We start from the raw sequence: 14,075 nt of genomic DNA on the forward strand, positions 1-14,075 counted from the left end.
GCCGGTCAGCACTGAGCGACCGGCTGCCCCTGCACGAGCGGTCCGTCCGCGCGGGCGTCCAGCAGCAACGGCACCAACGCACGGCCCTCCTGCTTCAAAGGCACGATCCGGTCACCACCGCGCAGGTACTGGGACTTGACGCCGTGCAACGCCAGTTCGTCCTGCACCTCGACGTACTGCGCACCGGTCAGCACGTACCCGCACGGCGCAGGCACGACATCGGCAGGATCCGGCGCCTGGTTGTCCGCTCCACCGAAGTAGATCGGCCCTGACCGCACGGCACGAGAAGCGGCGTTGGCGGCCTCGATGGCCGAACGGTTCACTCGAACGAACGACTGCGTGCCGTCCAGCGCCTTCAGATGCGAGTCGACGCGGAACCCAGGAGTGTTGTCGACGTTGGTCTCCACCAGCAGACCCATGCCGTGCTTCAACCCGCCCGTGTTGCGCAGGATGCGTTCCTGGCCGTCGCCCGCCACCTGCCGGATGGGCTCGCCGGTCACCGGGTCGACGTAGATGCCGTAGACGCCGGACGTGCGACCGGAGGCCTCCACCGAGGGCCGCACGAACGACCGCGACAGCGTCTCGGACAGGTCGTGCACGCCGTCAGCGACGTTGAGGTTGCGCGGCCACAGCCAAAGGACGTCCTTCACGTAGTACGGCTCGGAGGGCCCGAACTCGTGCAGGTCGTGGATGACGTCGGGCTGCCAGTCGCGGATCACGGCGGCCATCGCGCGGGCCTCCGCGGTGCGCAGCAGCAGGTGGTCGCGGTTGATGTCGATGCCGGCGGAGTTGCCGCGCGTGTCGGCGACGCGGCCGTCCGGGTTGGCGTTCGGCACGAACAGGTAGGTCACGTCGGACGAGCGCGGCAGCGAGCGCATGCGGATCAGGCACGCCTCGCGGCCCGCGGGTTCGTCGCCGTGCTGGGAGCAGATGAAGAGAACCACCGTGCGCGCGGAGCGGGTGCCCACGCGCACGAGCTGGACGGGACGGCCTTGGGCGGTCGTCCCGATCTGGGAAACAGGCAGGCCGGTGGCCCGCAGGTACGCCTGTTCCTCGGACTCGGTGGTCCACTTGCCGGTGAGCTCGAACCCCGTGCGCGGCTCTGGAGCGGCGACGGCGGGAACGGCTGCCAGCGACGAGACAGCGGTCAGCAGAGCGATCAACAGTCCCCTCATAGAGGAGACTTTGCCGCCTGTGTCAACCGGCGGGCGGTGCGGTTCCAGTCGATGAAACCGTGGATCACCAGGCCCGCGAAGATCACGTAGACGAACGCGCTGAAGTACAGGCCCGACTGGATCTGCAGCGGCACGCCGACGGCGTCGACCACCAGCCACACCAGCCAGAACTCCACCAGGCCGAGGCCCTGCAGCGCGAACGCCAGCACCGTGCCGATGAAGATCGCGGCGTCCGGCCACGGTGCCCACGAGGCGTCCAGCGCGTCCAGCACCAGCGCGAACGCGACAGTGCCCACGACGAAGGCGCCCGCGACCGCGAGCCGTTCGCGCCAGGAACCCTTGCGCACCACGACGCCGAAGACCGGGTCACGGCGACGCACCCACGCGTACCAGCCGTAGACGGCGATCGCGCCCACGGCGACCTGCCGCGTCGCGAGTCCGCCCAGGTGCGCGGACATGTAGACCGTGAACAGCAGCGCGACCGACACCAGCTGAACGGGCCAGGTCAAGAGTGAACGGCGCTGCGCGAGGAACACCACCGCGAGCGCGAGCACCTGCCCGACCAGCTCCGTGTACGCGATCTTCTGCCCGAAGATCGTCAGTCCCAGCTCGTACCACACGGTTGTTCCCCCGCGGTTCAGTCGCAGTACACCGGTGTTTCCTACGGTCCCACCATGTCATCTTCCTTAGCACTCGCGCTCGTGCCTTTGTTCCTGACAGCGCCTGCGACGCCCGTCATCACACCGACGGTCGTCACGCAGACGTTCGAGGAACCCGCCGACGCGGACGACCCGGCCATCTGGGTGAACCCGCGCAACACCGAACGCAGTGTGGTCCTGGGCACGCTCAAGGAAGGTGGCCTGGCCGCGTTCGACCTGAACGGCCGCACCATCGGCGTCTACCCGGCCCCCGCCCCGCCGACCCCGGACGCCAAGCCCGGCCGCTACAACAACGTCGACGTGCTCGGCGACCGGGCGTTCGTCAGCGACCGCGGCCGTGACCGCATCCGGGTGTTCCAAGTGGACGAACGCGGCGCACGGGACGTCACGAACCCCGCGACCAAGCCTGTGTTCTCCAAGACCGAGGCGGAGGTCGACGACCAGCACACCGTCTACGGCCTGGCAGCCGCCCGGATCAACGGCAAGGACGTCGTCGTCACCAGCCGTCGAAGCGAGACCACCATCGCGCTCCTGCAGGTCACGAAGGACAACGACACCAGGAAGGTGTCCACTCTGGACCTCCCGAGCACCTTCACCCTGCCGAACGGCAAGCAGTGGACCGTGTGCGGCGAGCCCGGCGAGGGCCCGCAGGTCGAGGGCATGGTGATCGACGAACGCACGAACACCCTGTACGCCGCGCAGGAGGACGTCGGGATCTGGCGCATCCCGTTGCGTTCCAACGGCTTCGGCAAGCCGCAGCTCGTCGACAAGGTCCGCACGTGGGGCGCGCCGCAGAAGTACGACCCCGACACGGAGGAGTGCGAACCCGACGGCCCGAACCCCGGCTTCGGCGGCCAGTGGCTCGAAGCCGACGCCGAGGGCCTCACGATCGCGGACGACGTGCTGCTCGCCTCCAGCCAGGGCGACTCGCGGTTCGTCGCCTACCGCAAGGCCGACATGAAGCCGCTCAAGGACTTCCGCGTCAAGGACGTCGAGCACTCCGACGGCGCCGACATCGTCCTCGGCAAGCTCAACCTTCTCGTCGTGCACGACGGCGAACGCCCCGACGGCACCGGGTTCGCGTTCATCAGGTTCTAGTCTGTCCCGATGGGGACACTCGGCCTGAACGCCCTCAACCGGGCACTGATCGAACGCCAGATGCTGCGCGAGCGCGCTGACCGCAGCGCGCTCGCCACCGTCGAGCACCTCTTCGGCATCCAGGCGCAGGAACCGAAGTCGCCGTACGTCGGCCTCTGGACGCGGCTGAACGACTTCCGCCCGAAAGAGCTCGAAGACCTGCTGACCAACCGTGAAGCGGTGCGGATCCTGCTGATGCGCGGCACGATCCACCTGGTCAGCGCACGGGACGCGCTCGCGTTGCGCCCCCACATGCAGCTCCGGCTCGACCGCGAGCTGCAGAGCGGCCCGTTCGCCAAACGACTCCAGGGTCTTGACCTCGACGCCGTCGCCGAAGCCGGCCGCAGGATCCTCGAAGACGCGCCCCAGGGCACCGCCGACGCGGGCAAGCAGCTCAAAGAGGTCTGGTCCGACCGCGAGCACACGGTCCTCGGCAACGCCCTGCGCAACAAGCTCGCCCTCGTCCAGCTCCCGCCGCGCGGCCTGTGGCACCGCAGCGGCAGGGCCGTCTGCACGACCGTCGAGACCTGGCTCGGCGCACCCCAGCAGGCCATGGACCGGCAGGAACTCGTCCTGCGCTACCTCGGCGCGTTCGGTCCCGCCACCGTCATGGACGCCCAGCAGTGGTCCGGCCTCACGAAACTCGGCGAGGTCTTCGAGGAGCTCAGGCCGCGGCTCGTGACGTTCCGCAACGAGGCGGGCAAGGAGCTGTTCGACCTCCCCGACGCCCCGCGGCCCGACCCGGACACCGACGTGCCGGTGCGGCTCCTGCCCGAGTTCGACAACGTCCTGCTCGCCCACGCCGACCGCCGCCGGGTGATCGCGGACGACCGGCTCGGCGTGGTCGTCGGCGGCAAACCGACGGTCCTCGTCGACGGCTACGTCGTCGCCACCTGGTCCATCACCAAGGAACGCGTCGTGCTGGTCGACTACATCGACGACCTGCCGCGGAGCAGGAAGAAGGCGGTCGCCGAGGAGTGCGACCGCCTTCAGGACTGGATCAGGACGTGAAGTCCCGCAACGGCTTCCACCACGCGGGGTGGTCGCGGTACCAGGCGACGGTGTCCGCGAGGCCCTGCTCGAACGACACCTGCGGCTCGTAGCCGAGCTCCGCGCGGATCTTCGTGTCGTCCAGCGCGTACCGCTGGTCGTGCCCCAGCCGGTCGGCCACCCGCTTGACCAGGGCCGAGCCCGCGCTGCACAGGTCCAGCAGGGCCTCGGTGATCTGCAGGTTGGTGCGCTCGTTGCCGCCGCCGACGTTGTAGATCTCGCCGGACCGGCCGGAGGTCAGCACCAGTTGGATCGCCCGGCAGTGGTCGGACACGTGCAGCCACTCCCGCACGTTCGACCCGTCCCCGTACAGCGGCACCTGAAGGCCGTTGAACAGGTTCGTGATGAACAACGGGATCAGCTTCTCCGGGTGCTGGTACGGCCCGTAGTTGTTGGAGCAGCGCGTGATCGACACGTCCAGGCCGTGCGTCCGCCAGTACGCGCGGGCGATCAGGTCGCTGGACGCCTTCGAGGCGGCGTAAGGGGAGTTGGGCTGCAGCGGCCAGGTCTCCGTCCACGCGCCCTCGTCGATCGACCCGTACACCTCGTCGGTCGACACGTGCACGACCCGCGAGACACCGGTGCGGCGGCAGGCTTCCAGCAGCGTCTGCGTGCCGAGGACGTTGGTGAGCACGAAGTCCGCGGCGGCCGTCAGTGAACGGTCCACGTGCGACTCGGCGGCGAAGTGCACCACGGCGTCGTGGCCGGGCAGCAGCTCCAGCAACAGCTCCAGGTCGCAGATGTCGCCCTCCACGAACGTCATCCGCGCGTGCGACTCGGGCAGGTTCGCGCGGTTGCCCGCGTACGTCAGCTTGTCCAGGACGGTGACGTCCGCGTCCTCGTAGCCCGCGTACCCGCCGTCGAGCAGAGTACGGACGTAGTGCGAGCCGATGAACCCTGCAGCGCCGGTGACCAGCAGCTTCACGCCGCCACCTCCACATGTGCGTCGTCACCGACGACCAGCCGGTGTTGTTTCGCCGACCCGACCCGGGCCTTCCGTCCGATCAACGAGGTCTCGATGCCGGAGACGTTGTGCACCTGGGCGCCGGACAGCACGATCGAGTCGGACACCCCGGACTCGGTGATCCGGCAGTCCGCGCCGATGGCCGTGTACGGACCGATGATCGACTCCTCGACCAGGGTCCCGGCGCCGATGATCGCGGGCCCGACGATGCACGACCGGACGACGCGGGCGCCCTCCTCGACCACGACGTCGCCGATGAGCGTGCTCTCCTCGTCGACGATGCCCTGGACGTCGGTGCGCAGCCGTTGCAGCACCTCGCGGTTGCACTCCAGCACGTCCTCGACCTTCCCGGTGTCCTTCCAGAACCCCGAGTAGATCCGCGCGCGCACGTCGCGGTCGTTCGTCACCAGCCACTGCAACGCGTCGGTGATCTCCAGCTCGCCGCGCCACGACGGCTCGATCGCGTCCACGGCCTCGTGGATGCGCGGGGTGAAGAAGTACACGCCGATCATGGCGAGGTCGCTGCGCGGCTCCTGCGGCTTCTCCACCAGCCGCGTCACGCGCGAGTTCTCGTCCACCTCGGCGACGCCGAACGCACGCGGGTCCGGCACCTTGTAGACGACGACCTGGGCGGACGGCCGCACCGCCGCGAACTCGTCGGCGATCTCGGAGATCCCCTCGACGAGCATGTTGTCCCCCAGGTACATCACGAAGTCGTCGTCACCGAGGAACGGCCGCGCGATCTTCACGCAGTGCGCGAGTCCCAGCGGCGCGTCCTGCGGGATGTACGTGATCGCCACGCCCAGGGCGGATCCGTCGCCCAGCACGTCGGAGATCTCGTGAGCGCGGTCGCCGACGATGATGCCGATCTCGGTGATCCCGATCTCGCGCAGGTTGTCCACCACGTACTCGAGGACGGGCTTGTTGGCGATCGGGATCAGTTGTTTCGGCATCGAGTAGCTGAATGGTCGCAGGCGTGTTCCCGCGCCTCCGGACAGCACCAGGGCTTTCATGGAACGTCTCCTCCACCGTCACGTGGAACCGAGGTTCGCCGCCCTCGGTAGACCGCAACTGGAGAACGACCTCAGACGCGAAGAAGGGCCCGCGCTGCACCAGCACGGGCCCTTCCGTCGAGATCAGACCTACCGGTCGGTCATCGGCATGCCCGACGGCGGCGTCGGCGCGTCACTCATGCGAGCGCCCACGTTCTGGGGCATCTCCTGCGACGCGCGCGGCATCGGGGACTGGACCTGCGCCTCGTCCTGCACGCGGGTCAGCCAGCCCTCCCAGCGCTGCTGCATCGGGCGGACCAGGCCTCCGCCCACGCCGATGATGACGACGCCGGCGATGGTCGCGAGCACGGCGATCAGAACCGGCATGGTCACCGAGATCGCGATGCCCAACTGGTTGAGGGCGGCAATGACGCCGAGCGCCATCACGAAGCCGTAGGTGATGTTGCCCATGAGCTTCGTGTACGAGCGCTGGCCGAGCGCGCCGGTCACGAGGCCCTTGAGCGCCGTGCCGATCGCCGACGCGACGATCACGAGCACCAGTGCGACGACGATGCGCGGCAGGTACGCGATGACCTCGTTGAGCAGCGTGCTCACGGGGTTCGAGGCGCCGAAGACGCCGAACGCCAGCTGCAGCGCGATGAGCAGCACGAAGTAGTACACGATCTTGGAGATCAGCCCGGAGGCGTCCATCGACGACTGGCGCATCGCGCCGTTGAGGCCCGACTTGTCGACCAGCTTCTCGAAGCCGACGCGCTTGAGCAGGAACTGGACACCCTTGGCCAGCGCCTTGGCGATGAACCAGCCGATGAGCAGCACGACCAGGAAGCCGAGCAGCTTCGGCACGAACGTGGCGATCATCGCCCACGCCTGGCCCAGGCCCTCGGTGATTTGCGAGCCCACGGGCCCTCCTAGAACAAAAGTTGCGGTGAGTGAAGATCAGACGCGCTGATCGTTTCGCGGATCACACCGCTCCACAACTTCGACACTGCTACACGAAAGGGTGGCTGACGTGGATTTTTGTCTCAATACAGTCCAGAGTGGAAGGACCGGTGGGGACCGGGGAGAGGGAAGGGCTCGCCACGCTCCGTGGCGGGCCCTTCCACATTTCCCCCGTCGATCGCTACGGCCGGGCGGAGAACCCGCGCCCGTCCAGGTAGGCCTGGATGCCCTCCGGTGACAGGGTCGGCGCGGCCCCGCCCTGCCCGTCCTTCGGCACGTCCGGCCGCGGGTCGCCGGTGCACTCGGAACTGCTGCCCGGCAGCGCCCCGTCGATCAGGTACCGGTTGACCTTCTCGTCGACGCACTTGTTGCCGCCGTTGTAGAGGCCGTGCTTGCCCTCGTCGGTGACGGTGATCAGGTTGTGCCCCAGCCGTTGCGCCATCGCCGGGCCGCCCGCGTACTGCGTCTGCGTGTCGCCCTCGGACTGCACGACGACACCGATCGGGTAGCCGGCGCGCGCGAGCCTGACCGGTGCCTCCGGCGGCGTGAACGAGCGGAACGTGCACGTCATCGGCGCGGCGCGCACGATCCCGAAGCCGTACGGGTAGCGCTCGCGGAACATCCGCATGTCCTCGTAGTAGACGCTCACGTCGGTCGGCCAGTCCGACTCGCAGGTGACCGTGTCGAACACGCCGGAGCGCAGTTCCTCCAGCCCGGTCCTCGTGAGCACCTGACCGGCCTTGGCGCCCTCGGCGTTCGCGGGCTTCTCCCCCGACCGCAGCTTGGTCACGATCGACGCCAGGTCCGACCACAGTGGACGGTAGCGGGCGCCGACCCCCATGGCGCCGTCGAACGACGAGCGGGTGTGCTCGCCGACCGGCGCGGCCTGCAGCTTGGCCGCGACCTTCTCGACCTCGGCCAGCACCTCGTCCCGCGACTTGCCGAGCCCGAACTTCTCACCGCGCTCCCCCACCCAGGCCGCCCACGCCTCGACGTCCTGGCGGTAGGCGATGGCCTGCTGGCGGAACTGCTCGTGCCAGATCCACTCCGGGTGCACCGCGGAGTCGAGCACGCTGCGGTCGAGCCGGCTCGGGAACATCGTCCCGTACACGGCGCCCAGGTACGTGCCGTAGGAGTAGCCCAGGTAGTTGATCTTCGGCTCGCCCAGCACAGCTCGCACGACGTCCATGTCCCGCGCGGTGTTCGCGGTGCTGATGAACTGCCGGATCCCGCCGCCCGACTTCTGGCACGCCTCCTCCGCCTCACGCGCCTCGGCGGCCCACTTGCCGAACTCGCTGTCCGCGGGCCGGGACTCGGGCGCGGCGATCGCGGGCGCGCTGCGGCAGTTCAGCGCCGTCGACCCGCCCACGCCGCGCGGGTCGATGCCGATCACGTCGTAGACCTGCGCGAGCTCCGACTTCGTCAGGAACAGGGGCAGTCCCAGCCCGGAACCGCCAGGTCCACCCGGATTGGTGAAGAGCACACCACGCCTGCGGTCGGCGGCCGCGGCCTTCCTGCGGCTGACGGTCAGGTTGATCCTGTCGCCGCCGGGCTTGGCGTAGTCGAGGGGCGCGACGAGCGTCGTGCACTCCAGCTCGGCGAGCTTTCCGCTGCACGGCGCCCACTTGGCCGGTTGGGAGTGGAAGTCGGCGAGCGGGTCGGGTGGATCGGCGGAGGCGGTCCCGCTCGACGTCAGCAGCATCATCGCGCTCAGGGCAAGGGCCGGGAACCTGTGCAAGATCGAACCTCCGCGCCGGACCGAAAGACCTCTGCTGCCCGAAGGTATGGCGCTTCACACAGGCCCATGGGTTCTGTCACCCATCCCGGTGACGCCGGCCCGGTGGCCCTAAGCTGCGGGTATGACCAGCAGCAAGGCGAAGGAGGAGCACCCGCCGCAGCTCTCCGCCCGCACCATGCGCAAGATCGAACGCGCGTCGGGCTCGCTCGCGACCGCCAGCGTGGCCGAGATGGAGCGGCGGCTGCCGTGGTTCGCCAGGATGCCCGCGGACCAGCGGGCGAGCGTGCTGCTGCTGATCCAGAACGGCGTCGCGGGGTTCTGCGAGTGGCTGCACGACCGGCAGCAGGCGATCCGGCTGACCGCGGACGCGTTCCGCAGCGCCCCCAAGGACATCTCCCGCTGGGTGAGCCTGCGCCAGACCGTGGAGCTCGTCCGGATCGCGCTGGAGCTGTTCGAGGGGCAACTGCCGGAGATGGCGGCCGACGAGGCCGAGCGCGCGCTGCTGATGGAGGGCGTGCTGCGGTACGGGCGGGAGATCGCCTTCTCCGCCGCCACCTCCTACGCGGCGGCCGCCGAGGCGCGCGGCGCGTGGGACGCCAGGCTGGAAGCGCTGGTCGTGGACGGCATCGTGCGTGGCGACCCCGAGGAGTCGCTGCTCTCCCGTGCGGCCGCGCTGGGCTGGGACCCCGCGCTGGAGGCGACCGTGCTGGTCGGCAACCCCGGCGGTGAGGACCCGCCCGCGATCATCTACTCGGTGCGCAGCAAGGCCGCCCGCGCGGGCCGCCCGGTGCTGCTGTCCGTGCAGGGCTCGCGGCTGGTCGTCGTGCTCGGCGGGCCGACGGAGACCGGGGAAGACGTGCTGGGACGCATCGCAGAGGGCTTCGGCGAGGGGCCGGTCGTGGCAGGGCCGACGGTCGCCAGCCTGTCCGAGGCCCACCGCAGCGCCAGCGACTCGTTGAGCGGACTGCGCGCGGTCGTCGGCTGGCCCGCGGCGCCCAGGCCCGTCCGGTCGCTGGACCTGCTGCCGGAACGTGCGCTGGCCGGTGACCCGGAAGCGGAGTGGCAACTGGTGGACAGGGTCGCCCGTCCGCTGGAGGACGCGGGCGGCGCGCTGCTGGAGACCGTGGACGCCTTCCTGGAGGTCGGGGGCGTGCTGGAGACGTGCGCGAAAAGACTGTTCGTGCACCCGAACACGGTCAGATATCGCCTTCGGCGCGTTCAGGAAATGACGGGAAGAAATGCACATGACGCTCGAGACGCCCTTGTGCTTCGCGTCGCATTGTCTGTAGGACGCCTAGCGCGCTCCCGGGGCCTGTGGTAGCGAACGGCCTGTGACGGACTTCGCACACAGCCGTTGGGGTGAGAGCCAAACGACCCTGCATCGCGCTGAGCTGGGGTTACGTCGCGGAGCGTTCATCTCGCCGACACTTTTGTAGGGTCTCTACAAATACGATCGCCGTACTTCGTTCTTTACAGCATGGGGTACCGGTGGGTTCACCAGCTTTAGTAATCGGCGTGATCGCACTCCTCGCGCCCGGACAAGGGTCCCAGACGCCCGGCATGCTCACCCCCTGGCTCGAACTGGAGGGGGCGGAGAAGCAGGTCCGGACGTGGTCGGAGATCACGGGGCTCGACCTGGTGCGTCTCGGCACCACCGCGGAGGCCGACGAGATCGTCGACACCGCGATCACCCAGCCTCTGGTCGTGGCCCTCGCCGTCCTCGCGTTCGGTGAGCTGCGCAAGCGCGTCGAACTGCCCTCCGCCGTGATCGTCGGCGGTCACTCCGTCGGCGAGCTCGCCGCGGCCGCCGTCGCGGGCGTCATCAGCGCCGACGACGCCGTCGCACTGGCCGCCGTGCGCGGTGCCGCGATGGCCGAGGCGTGCGCGCTGGAGCCGACCGGCATGGCCGCGGTGCTCGGCGGCGACGAGCCGGAGGTGCTCGCGCGCCTCGAAGAGCTCGGTCTCGTGCCCGCGAACCGCAACGGCGCCGGCCAGATCGTCGCGGCCGGTCCGCACTCCGCGCTCGACGCGCTCGTGGAGAACCCGCCCGGCCCGGCGAAGATCCGCAAGCTGGCCGTCGCCGGCGCGTTCCACACCAGGTACATGGCGCCTGCCGAGGACGCGGTGCGCGCGCGTGCCGCCGAAGTGGCCACGCACGACCCGTCGCTGCCGCTGGTGTCCAACAAGGACGGTCAGCTCGTCACCGAGGGCGCCGAGGTGCTGTCGCGCCTGGTCTCCCAGGTCACGAGCCCCGTTCGCTGGGACCTGTGCCAGGCCACCTTCGTCGAGAAGGGCATCGCGGGCTCGGTCGAGCTGCCGCCCGCCGGCGTGCTGACGGGTCTCGCCAAGCGCGCGATGAAGGGCACCTCGACCCTCGCCCTGAAGACCCCCGACCAGCTTGAGAAGGTCTCGGAACTCTTCGAGACCGTTGGAGCTTCTAAGTGACGACATTCCAGGCCCCGCAGGCATCCGCGGGTAGCCGCATCCTCGGTCTCGGCAGCTACCAGCCCGAGACCGTGGTGAGCAACCACGACCTCGCCCAGCGCATGGACACCTCGGACGAGTGGATCCGCGAGCGCGTCGGCATCGTCAACCGCCGCGTGGCCGCGAAGGACGAGGGCGTCGTCGACATGTCCGTCCTCGCCGGTACGAAGGCGATCGAGGACGCGGGCCTCACCCCCGAGGACATCGGCGGAGTGATCGTGGCGACGTGCACGATGCCGTCGACCATCCCGAACGCCGCCGCGCAGGTCGCCACCCGCCTCGGCATCAAGGCCGCGGCCGCGTTCGACCTGAACGCCGCGTGCGCGGGCTTCTGCTACGCCGTCGCGACCGCCGCGGACATCGTCCGCGCGGGCACCGTGAAGAACGTCCTCGTCGTCGGTGCCGAGAAGCTCACCGACTGGACCCACCAGGACGACCGCTCGACCGCGATCATCTTCGCGGACGGCGCGGGTGCCGTCGTGGTCGGTGCCAGCGACACGAACGAGATCGGCCCCGTCGCCTGGGGCTCGGACGGCTCGATGTCCGAGGTCATCAGGATCGACGACCGCGACTCGTTCATCCACCAGGAGGGCCAGGCGGTCTTCCGGTGGGCGACCACGCAGGTCGCCCCGGTGGCGATCCGCGCGGCCGAACTGGCGGGCGTCGAACTGTCCGACGTGGACGCGTTCGTCCCGCACCAGGCGAACCTGAGGATCATCGAGGCGATCGCGAAGCGCCTGCGCAAGAATGGTGCGCGCGAGGACCTGAAGATCGCTCGAGACATCGTCGAGTCCGGCAACACCTCCTCGGCCTCGGTGCCCATGGCACTGGACCACATGAGGTCGGCCGGCGAGATCTCCTCAGGAGACGTCGTGCTGATGGTCGGTTTCGGCGCGGGTCTGTCCTACGCGGGCCAGGTGGTCCGGTGCCCCTGAGCCCCACCCCGAGTTTTTCCGCTGTGTCAATCGAAAGGGAACTTCAGTGAGCGACAACGTCCTGTCCGGTCTTGCCGAGATCGTCGAAGAGGTCGCCGGCGTTGCCGCCGACGACGTCACCGCTGAGAAGTCCTTCGTGGACGACCTCGACATCGACTCGCTGTCGATGGTCGAGATCGCCGTCCAGGCTGAGGACAAGTTCGGCGTGAAGATCCCGGACGACGAGCTGGCCAACCTCAAGACCGTTGGTGACGCGGTGAACTACATCACCAGCAACAAGTGACTTCGGGCATCGAGGTCGTCATCACCGGGCTGGGTGCCACCACCCCGCTCGGTGGTGATGTCACGTCCACCTGGGACGCCCTTCTGGCCGGCAAGAGCGGGGTTCGCCCCATGACCCACGACTGGGTCGAGAAGTACGACCTGCCGGTCAAGATCGCGTCCCAGCTGGTGGTGGACCCGACCGAGGTGCTCCCCCGAGTCGAGGCACGCCGCCTGGACCGCTCCGAGCAGGTCGCCATCGTGGCGTCCCGCCAGGCGTGGTCCGACGCGGGCCACAACGACGACACCGTCGACCGCCAGCGCCTCGCCGTCATCATCGGCACGGGCATCGGCGGCGCGATCACCCTCCTGACCCAGGACGACCTCCTGGAGCAGCAGGGCCTGCGCAAGGTGTCGCCGCTGACCGTCCCGATGCTGATGCCGAACGGCCCCGCAGCCCACGTGGGCCTGGAGCTCAAGGCACAGGCGGGCGTGCACGCCCCGGTCTCCGCCTGCGCGTCGGGCGCAGAGGCCATCGCCTGGGCCTACCGCATGATCATGTCCGGCGAAGCCGACGTGGTCGTCGCGGGCGGCGCCGAAGCGTGCATCACGGCCATCCCGGTGGCGGGCTTCTCGCAGGCCCGCACCATGAGCACCCGCAACGACGAGCCGGAGAAGGCCTCACGCCCGTTCGACACGGGCCGCGACGGCTTCGTCCTCGGCGAGGGCGCGGGCGTCATGGTCCTGGAACGCCGCGAGTTCGCCGAGGCCCGTGGCGCTAAGATCTACGGCCGCCTGGCAGGCATCGGCACCTCGGCCGACGGCTACCACATCACCGCCCCGGACCCCGAGGGCGTGGGCCAGTCCCGCGCGATCGCAGCATCCCTGCGTTCGGGCGGCATCGACCCGGCAGACGTGGGCCACGTGAACTGCCACGCCACCTCCACCCCGGTGGGCGACGTCGCGGAAACCGTGGCGATCCGCAAGGCGATCGGCGACCACCCGGTCCTGACCGCACCGAAGGGCGCACTGGGCCACCTGCTGGGCGCAGCGGGCGCGGTCGAGGCAATCGTCACCGTCCTCTCGATCCGCGACGGCATCGTTCCCCAGACGCTCAACCTGGAGAACCTCGACCCGGCCGTCACGCTGGACGTGGTGGCGGGCGAACCCCGCAAGATCAAGCTGGAGGCGGCCGTGAACGACTCGTTCGGCTTCGGCGGCCACAACGTGGCGCTGGCCTTCACCCCGGCCTAGCCCCACACCGCTCCACCGACGCCCCGGTCCGCATCGCGGACCGGGGCGTTGTGCTGTGCGGGGGCGGGGCCGCGCACGCGAGGCGGCAGGCGGGATGAGCGGGCGCGCGGCGGGGGAGGCGGGACGCGGGAACGGAGTGCGGGCGGCGCGAGGTGAGGCGGGCGGGGCGGCGCGAGGTGAGGTGAGGCGGGCGGCGCGAGGCGGGGCGGGCGGCGGGCGGCGCGAAGCGGGGCGGCGCGAAGCGGGGCGGCGCGAAGCGCCAAGCGACGGCGCCTGGGCCCACCGGCTCATCCGCGATGCCGCAGGCGAGCCGTCCCTTACCAAGAGGAACCGGCGGTGGGGTCCCGTCACGAGTCGCGCCATAGCTCTTGCTGCATGCGAGTAGGGGTGTCAAGCGGACACGCTCTTCGTCCCCGTGTCACCCCAACACCCAAGTTGGCCCCGCGAGGGGGGGGGGAGTAAAAAA

13 protein-coding genes are annotated in these 14,075 nt (G+C 69.6%); 7 read left to right on the top strand and 6 right to left on the bottom strand.

The features are described from left to right. Nucleotides 1-5: 5 nt before the first annotated feature. Nucleotides 6-1,175, bottom strand: coding sequence for a M14 family zinc carboxypeptidase (locus ACFWN2_RS25010; protein ID WP_382431151.1), 1,170 nt, complete (start codon nucleotides 1,173-1,175; stop codon nucleotides 6-8). Then, a complete protein-coding gene (gene pnuC, locus ACFWN2_RS25015) occupies nucleotides 1,172-1,795 on the bottom strand; it encodes a nicotinamide riboside transporter PnuC (RefSeq protein WP_382431153.1) in 624 nt (207 codons plus the stop codon). Before pnuC ends, ACFWN2_RS25010 begins: the two co-directional genes overlap by 4 nt. A gap of 54 nt (nucleotides 1,796-1,849) precedes the next feature. Between pnuC and ACFWN2_RS25020 the strand changes: the two genes are divergently transcribed. Both ACFWN2_RS25020 and ACFWN2_RS25025 read left to right on the top strand, forming a co-directional pair. Next, a complete protein-coding gene (locus ACFWN2_RS25020; RefSeq protein ID WP_382431155.1) occupies nucleotides 1,850-2,932 on the top strand; it encodes a phytase in 1,083 nt (360 codons plus the stop codon). Between the two features lie 9 nt (nucleotides 2,933-2,941). Next, entirely contained in the window at nucleotides 2,942-3,982 is a 1,041-nt protein-coding gene (locus ACFWN2_RS25025) for a winged helix DNA-binding domain-containing protein (protein WP_382431157.1), read from the top strand. On the opposite strand, the gene rfbB is transcribed toward ACFWN2_RS25025, so the two are convergent. The 4 genes from rfbB to ACFWN2_RS25045 all read right to left on the bottom strand — a co-directional run bounded on the left by rfbB (nucleotide 3,972) and on the right by ACFWN2_RS25045 (nucleotide 8,675). Beyond that, entirely contained in the window at nucleotides 3,972-4,946 is a 975-nt protein-coding gene (gene rfbB / locus ACFWN2_RS25030; protein ID WP_382431159.1) for a dTDP-glucose 4,6-dehydratase, read from the bottom strand. The two genes, ACFWN2_RS25025 and rfbB, sit on opposite strands and share 11 nt — an antisense overlap. After that, nucleotides 4,943-5,998, bottom strand: coding sequence for a glucose-1-phosphate thymidylyltransferase (locus ACFWN2_RS25035; protein ID WP_382431161.1), 1,056 nt, complete (start codon nucleotides 5,996-5,998; stop codon nucleotides 4,943-4,945). Before ACFWN2_RS25035 ends, rfbB begins: the two co-directional genes overlap by 4 nt. 129 nt (nucleotides 5,999-6,127) lie before the next feature. Continuing rightward, the gene (locus tag ACFWN2_RS25040; RefSeq protein ID WP_382431163.1) at nucleotides 6,128-6,898 is read right to left on the bottom strand and encodes a hypothetical protein; all 771 of its coding nucleotides are present in this window, start codon (nucleotides 6,896-6,898) and stop codon (nucleotides 6,128-6,130) included. Nucleotides 6,899-7,118: 220 nt separating this feature from the next. Next, the gene (locus ACFWN2_RS25045) at nucleotides 7,119-8,675 is read right to left on the bottom strand and encodes an alpha/beta hydrolase (RefSeq protein WP_382431165.1); all 1,557 of its coding nucleotides are present in this window, start codon (nucleotides 8,673-8,675) and stop codon (nucleotides 7,119-7,121) included. A 121-nt stretch (nucleotides 8,676-8,796) separates the two neighbouring features. On the opposite strand from ACFWN2_RS25045, the gene ACFWN2_RS25050 reads away from it, so the two are divergent. The 5 genes from ACFWN2_RS25050 (at nucleotide 8,797) to ACFWN2_RS25070 (ending at nucleotide 13,609) form a co-directional block, all read left to right on the top strand. Beyond that, entirely contained in the window at nucleotides 8,797-9,996 is a 1,200-nt protein-coding gene (locus ACFWN2_RS25050; RefSeq protein WP_382431167.1) for a PucR family transcriptional regulator, read from the top strand. Between the two features lie 194 nt (nucleotides 9,997-10,190). Next, complete coding sequence (locus ACFWN2_RS25055; protein ID WP_382431169.1) at nucleotides 10,191-11,120, top strand: ACP S-malonyltransferase; 930 nt, start codon at nucleotides 10,191-10,193, stop codon at nucleotides 11,118-11,120. Continuing rightward, a complete protein-coding gene (locus tag ACFWN2_RS25060; protein WP_382431171.1) occupies nucleotides 11,117-12,094 on the top strand; it encodes a beta-ketoacyl-ACP synthase III in 978 nt (325 codons plus the stop codon). Before ACFWN2_RS25055 ends, ACFWN2_RS25060 begins: the two co-directional genes overlap by 4 nt. Nucleotides 12,095-12,140: 46 nt before the next feature. After that, the gene (locus ACFWN2_RS25065; RefSeq protein ID WP_030465146.1) at nucleotides 12,141-12,377 is read left to right on the top strand and encodes an acyl carrier protein; all 237 of its coding nucleotides are present in this window, start codon (nucleotides 12,141-12,143) and stop codon (nucleotides 12,375-12,377) included. After that, a complete protein-coding gene (locus ACFWN2_RS25070) occupies nucleotides 12,374-13,609 on the top strand; it encodes a beta-ketoacyl-[acyl-carrier-protein] synthase family protein (RefSeq protein ID WP_382431173.1) in 1,236 nt (411 codons plus the stop codon). Before ACFWN2_RS25065 ends, ACFWN2_RS25070 begins: the two co-directional genes overlap by 4 nt. Nucleotides 13,610-14,075 lie beyond the last annotated feature (466 nt).

This window comes from Lentzea sp. NPDC058436 (genome assembly GCF_042721515.1).
Taxonomy (GTDB): Bacteria; Actinomycetota; Actinomycetes; order Mycobacteriales; family Pseudonocardiaceae; genus Lentzea.

What these genes read in the sequence shown, in the direction of transcription:
- ACFWN2_RS25010 (WP_382431151.1), bottom strand. Translation starts at nt 1,175, where the DNA reads ATGAGGGGACTGTTGATCGCTCTGCTGACCGCTGTCTCGTCGCTGGCA.
- ACFWN2_RS25020 (WP_382431155.1), top strand. Translation starts at nt 1,850, where the DNA reads ATGTCATCTTCCTTAGCACTCGCGCTCGTGCCTTTGTTCCTGACAGCG.
- ACFWN2_RS25025 (WP_382431157.1), top strand. Translation starts at nt 2,942, where the DNA reads ATGGGGACACTCGGCCTGAACGCCCTCAACCGGGCACTGATCGAACGC.
- ACFWN2_RS25035 (WP_382431161.1), bottom strand. Translation starts at nt 5,998, where the DNA reads ATGAAAGCCCTGGTGCTGTCCGGAGGCGCGGGAACACGCCTGCGACCA.
- ACFWN2_RS25050 (WP_382431167.1), top strand. Translation starts at nt 8,797, where the DNA reads ATGACCAGCAGCAAGGCGAAGGAGGAGCACCCGCCGCAGCTCTCCGCC.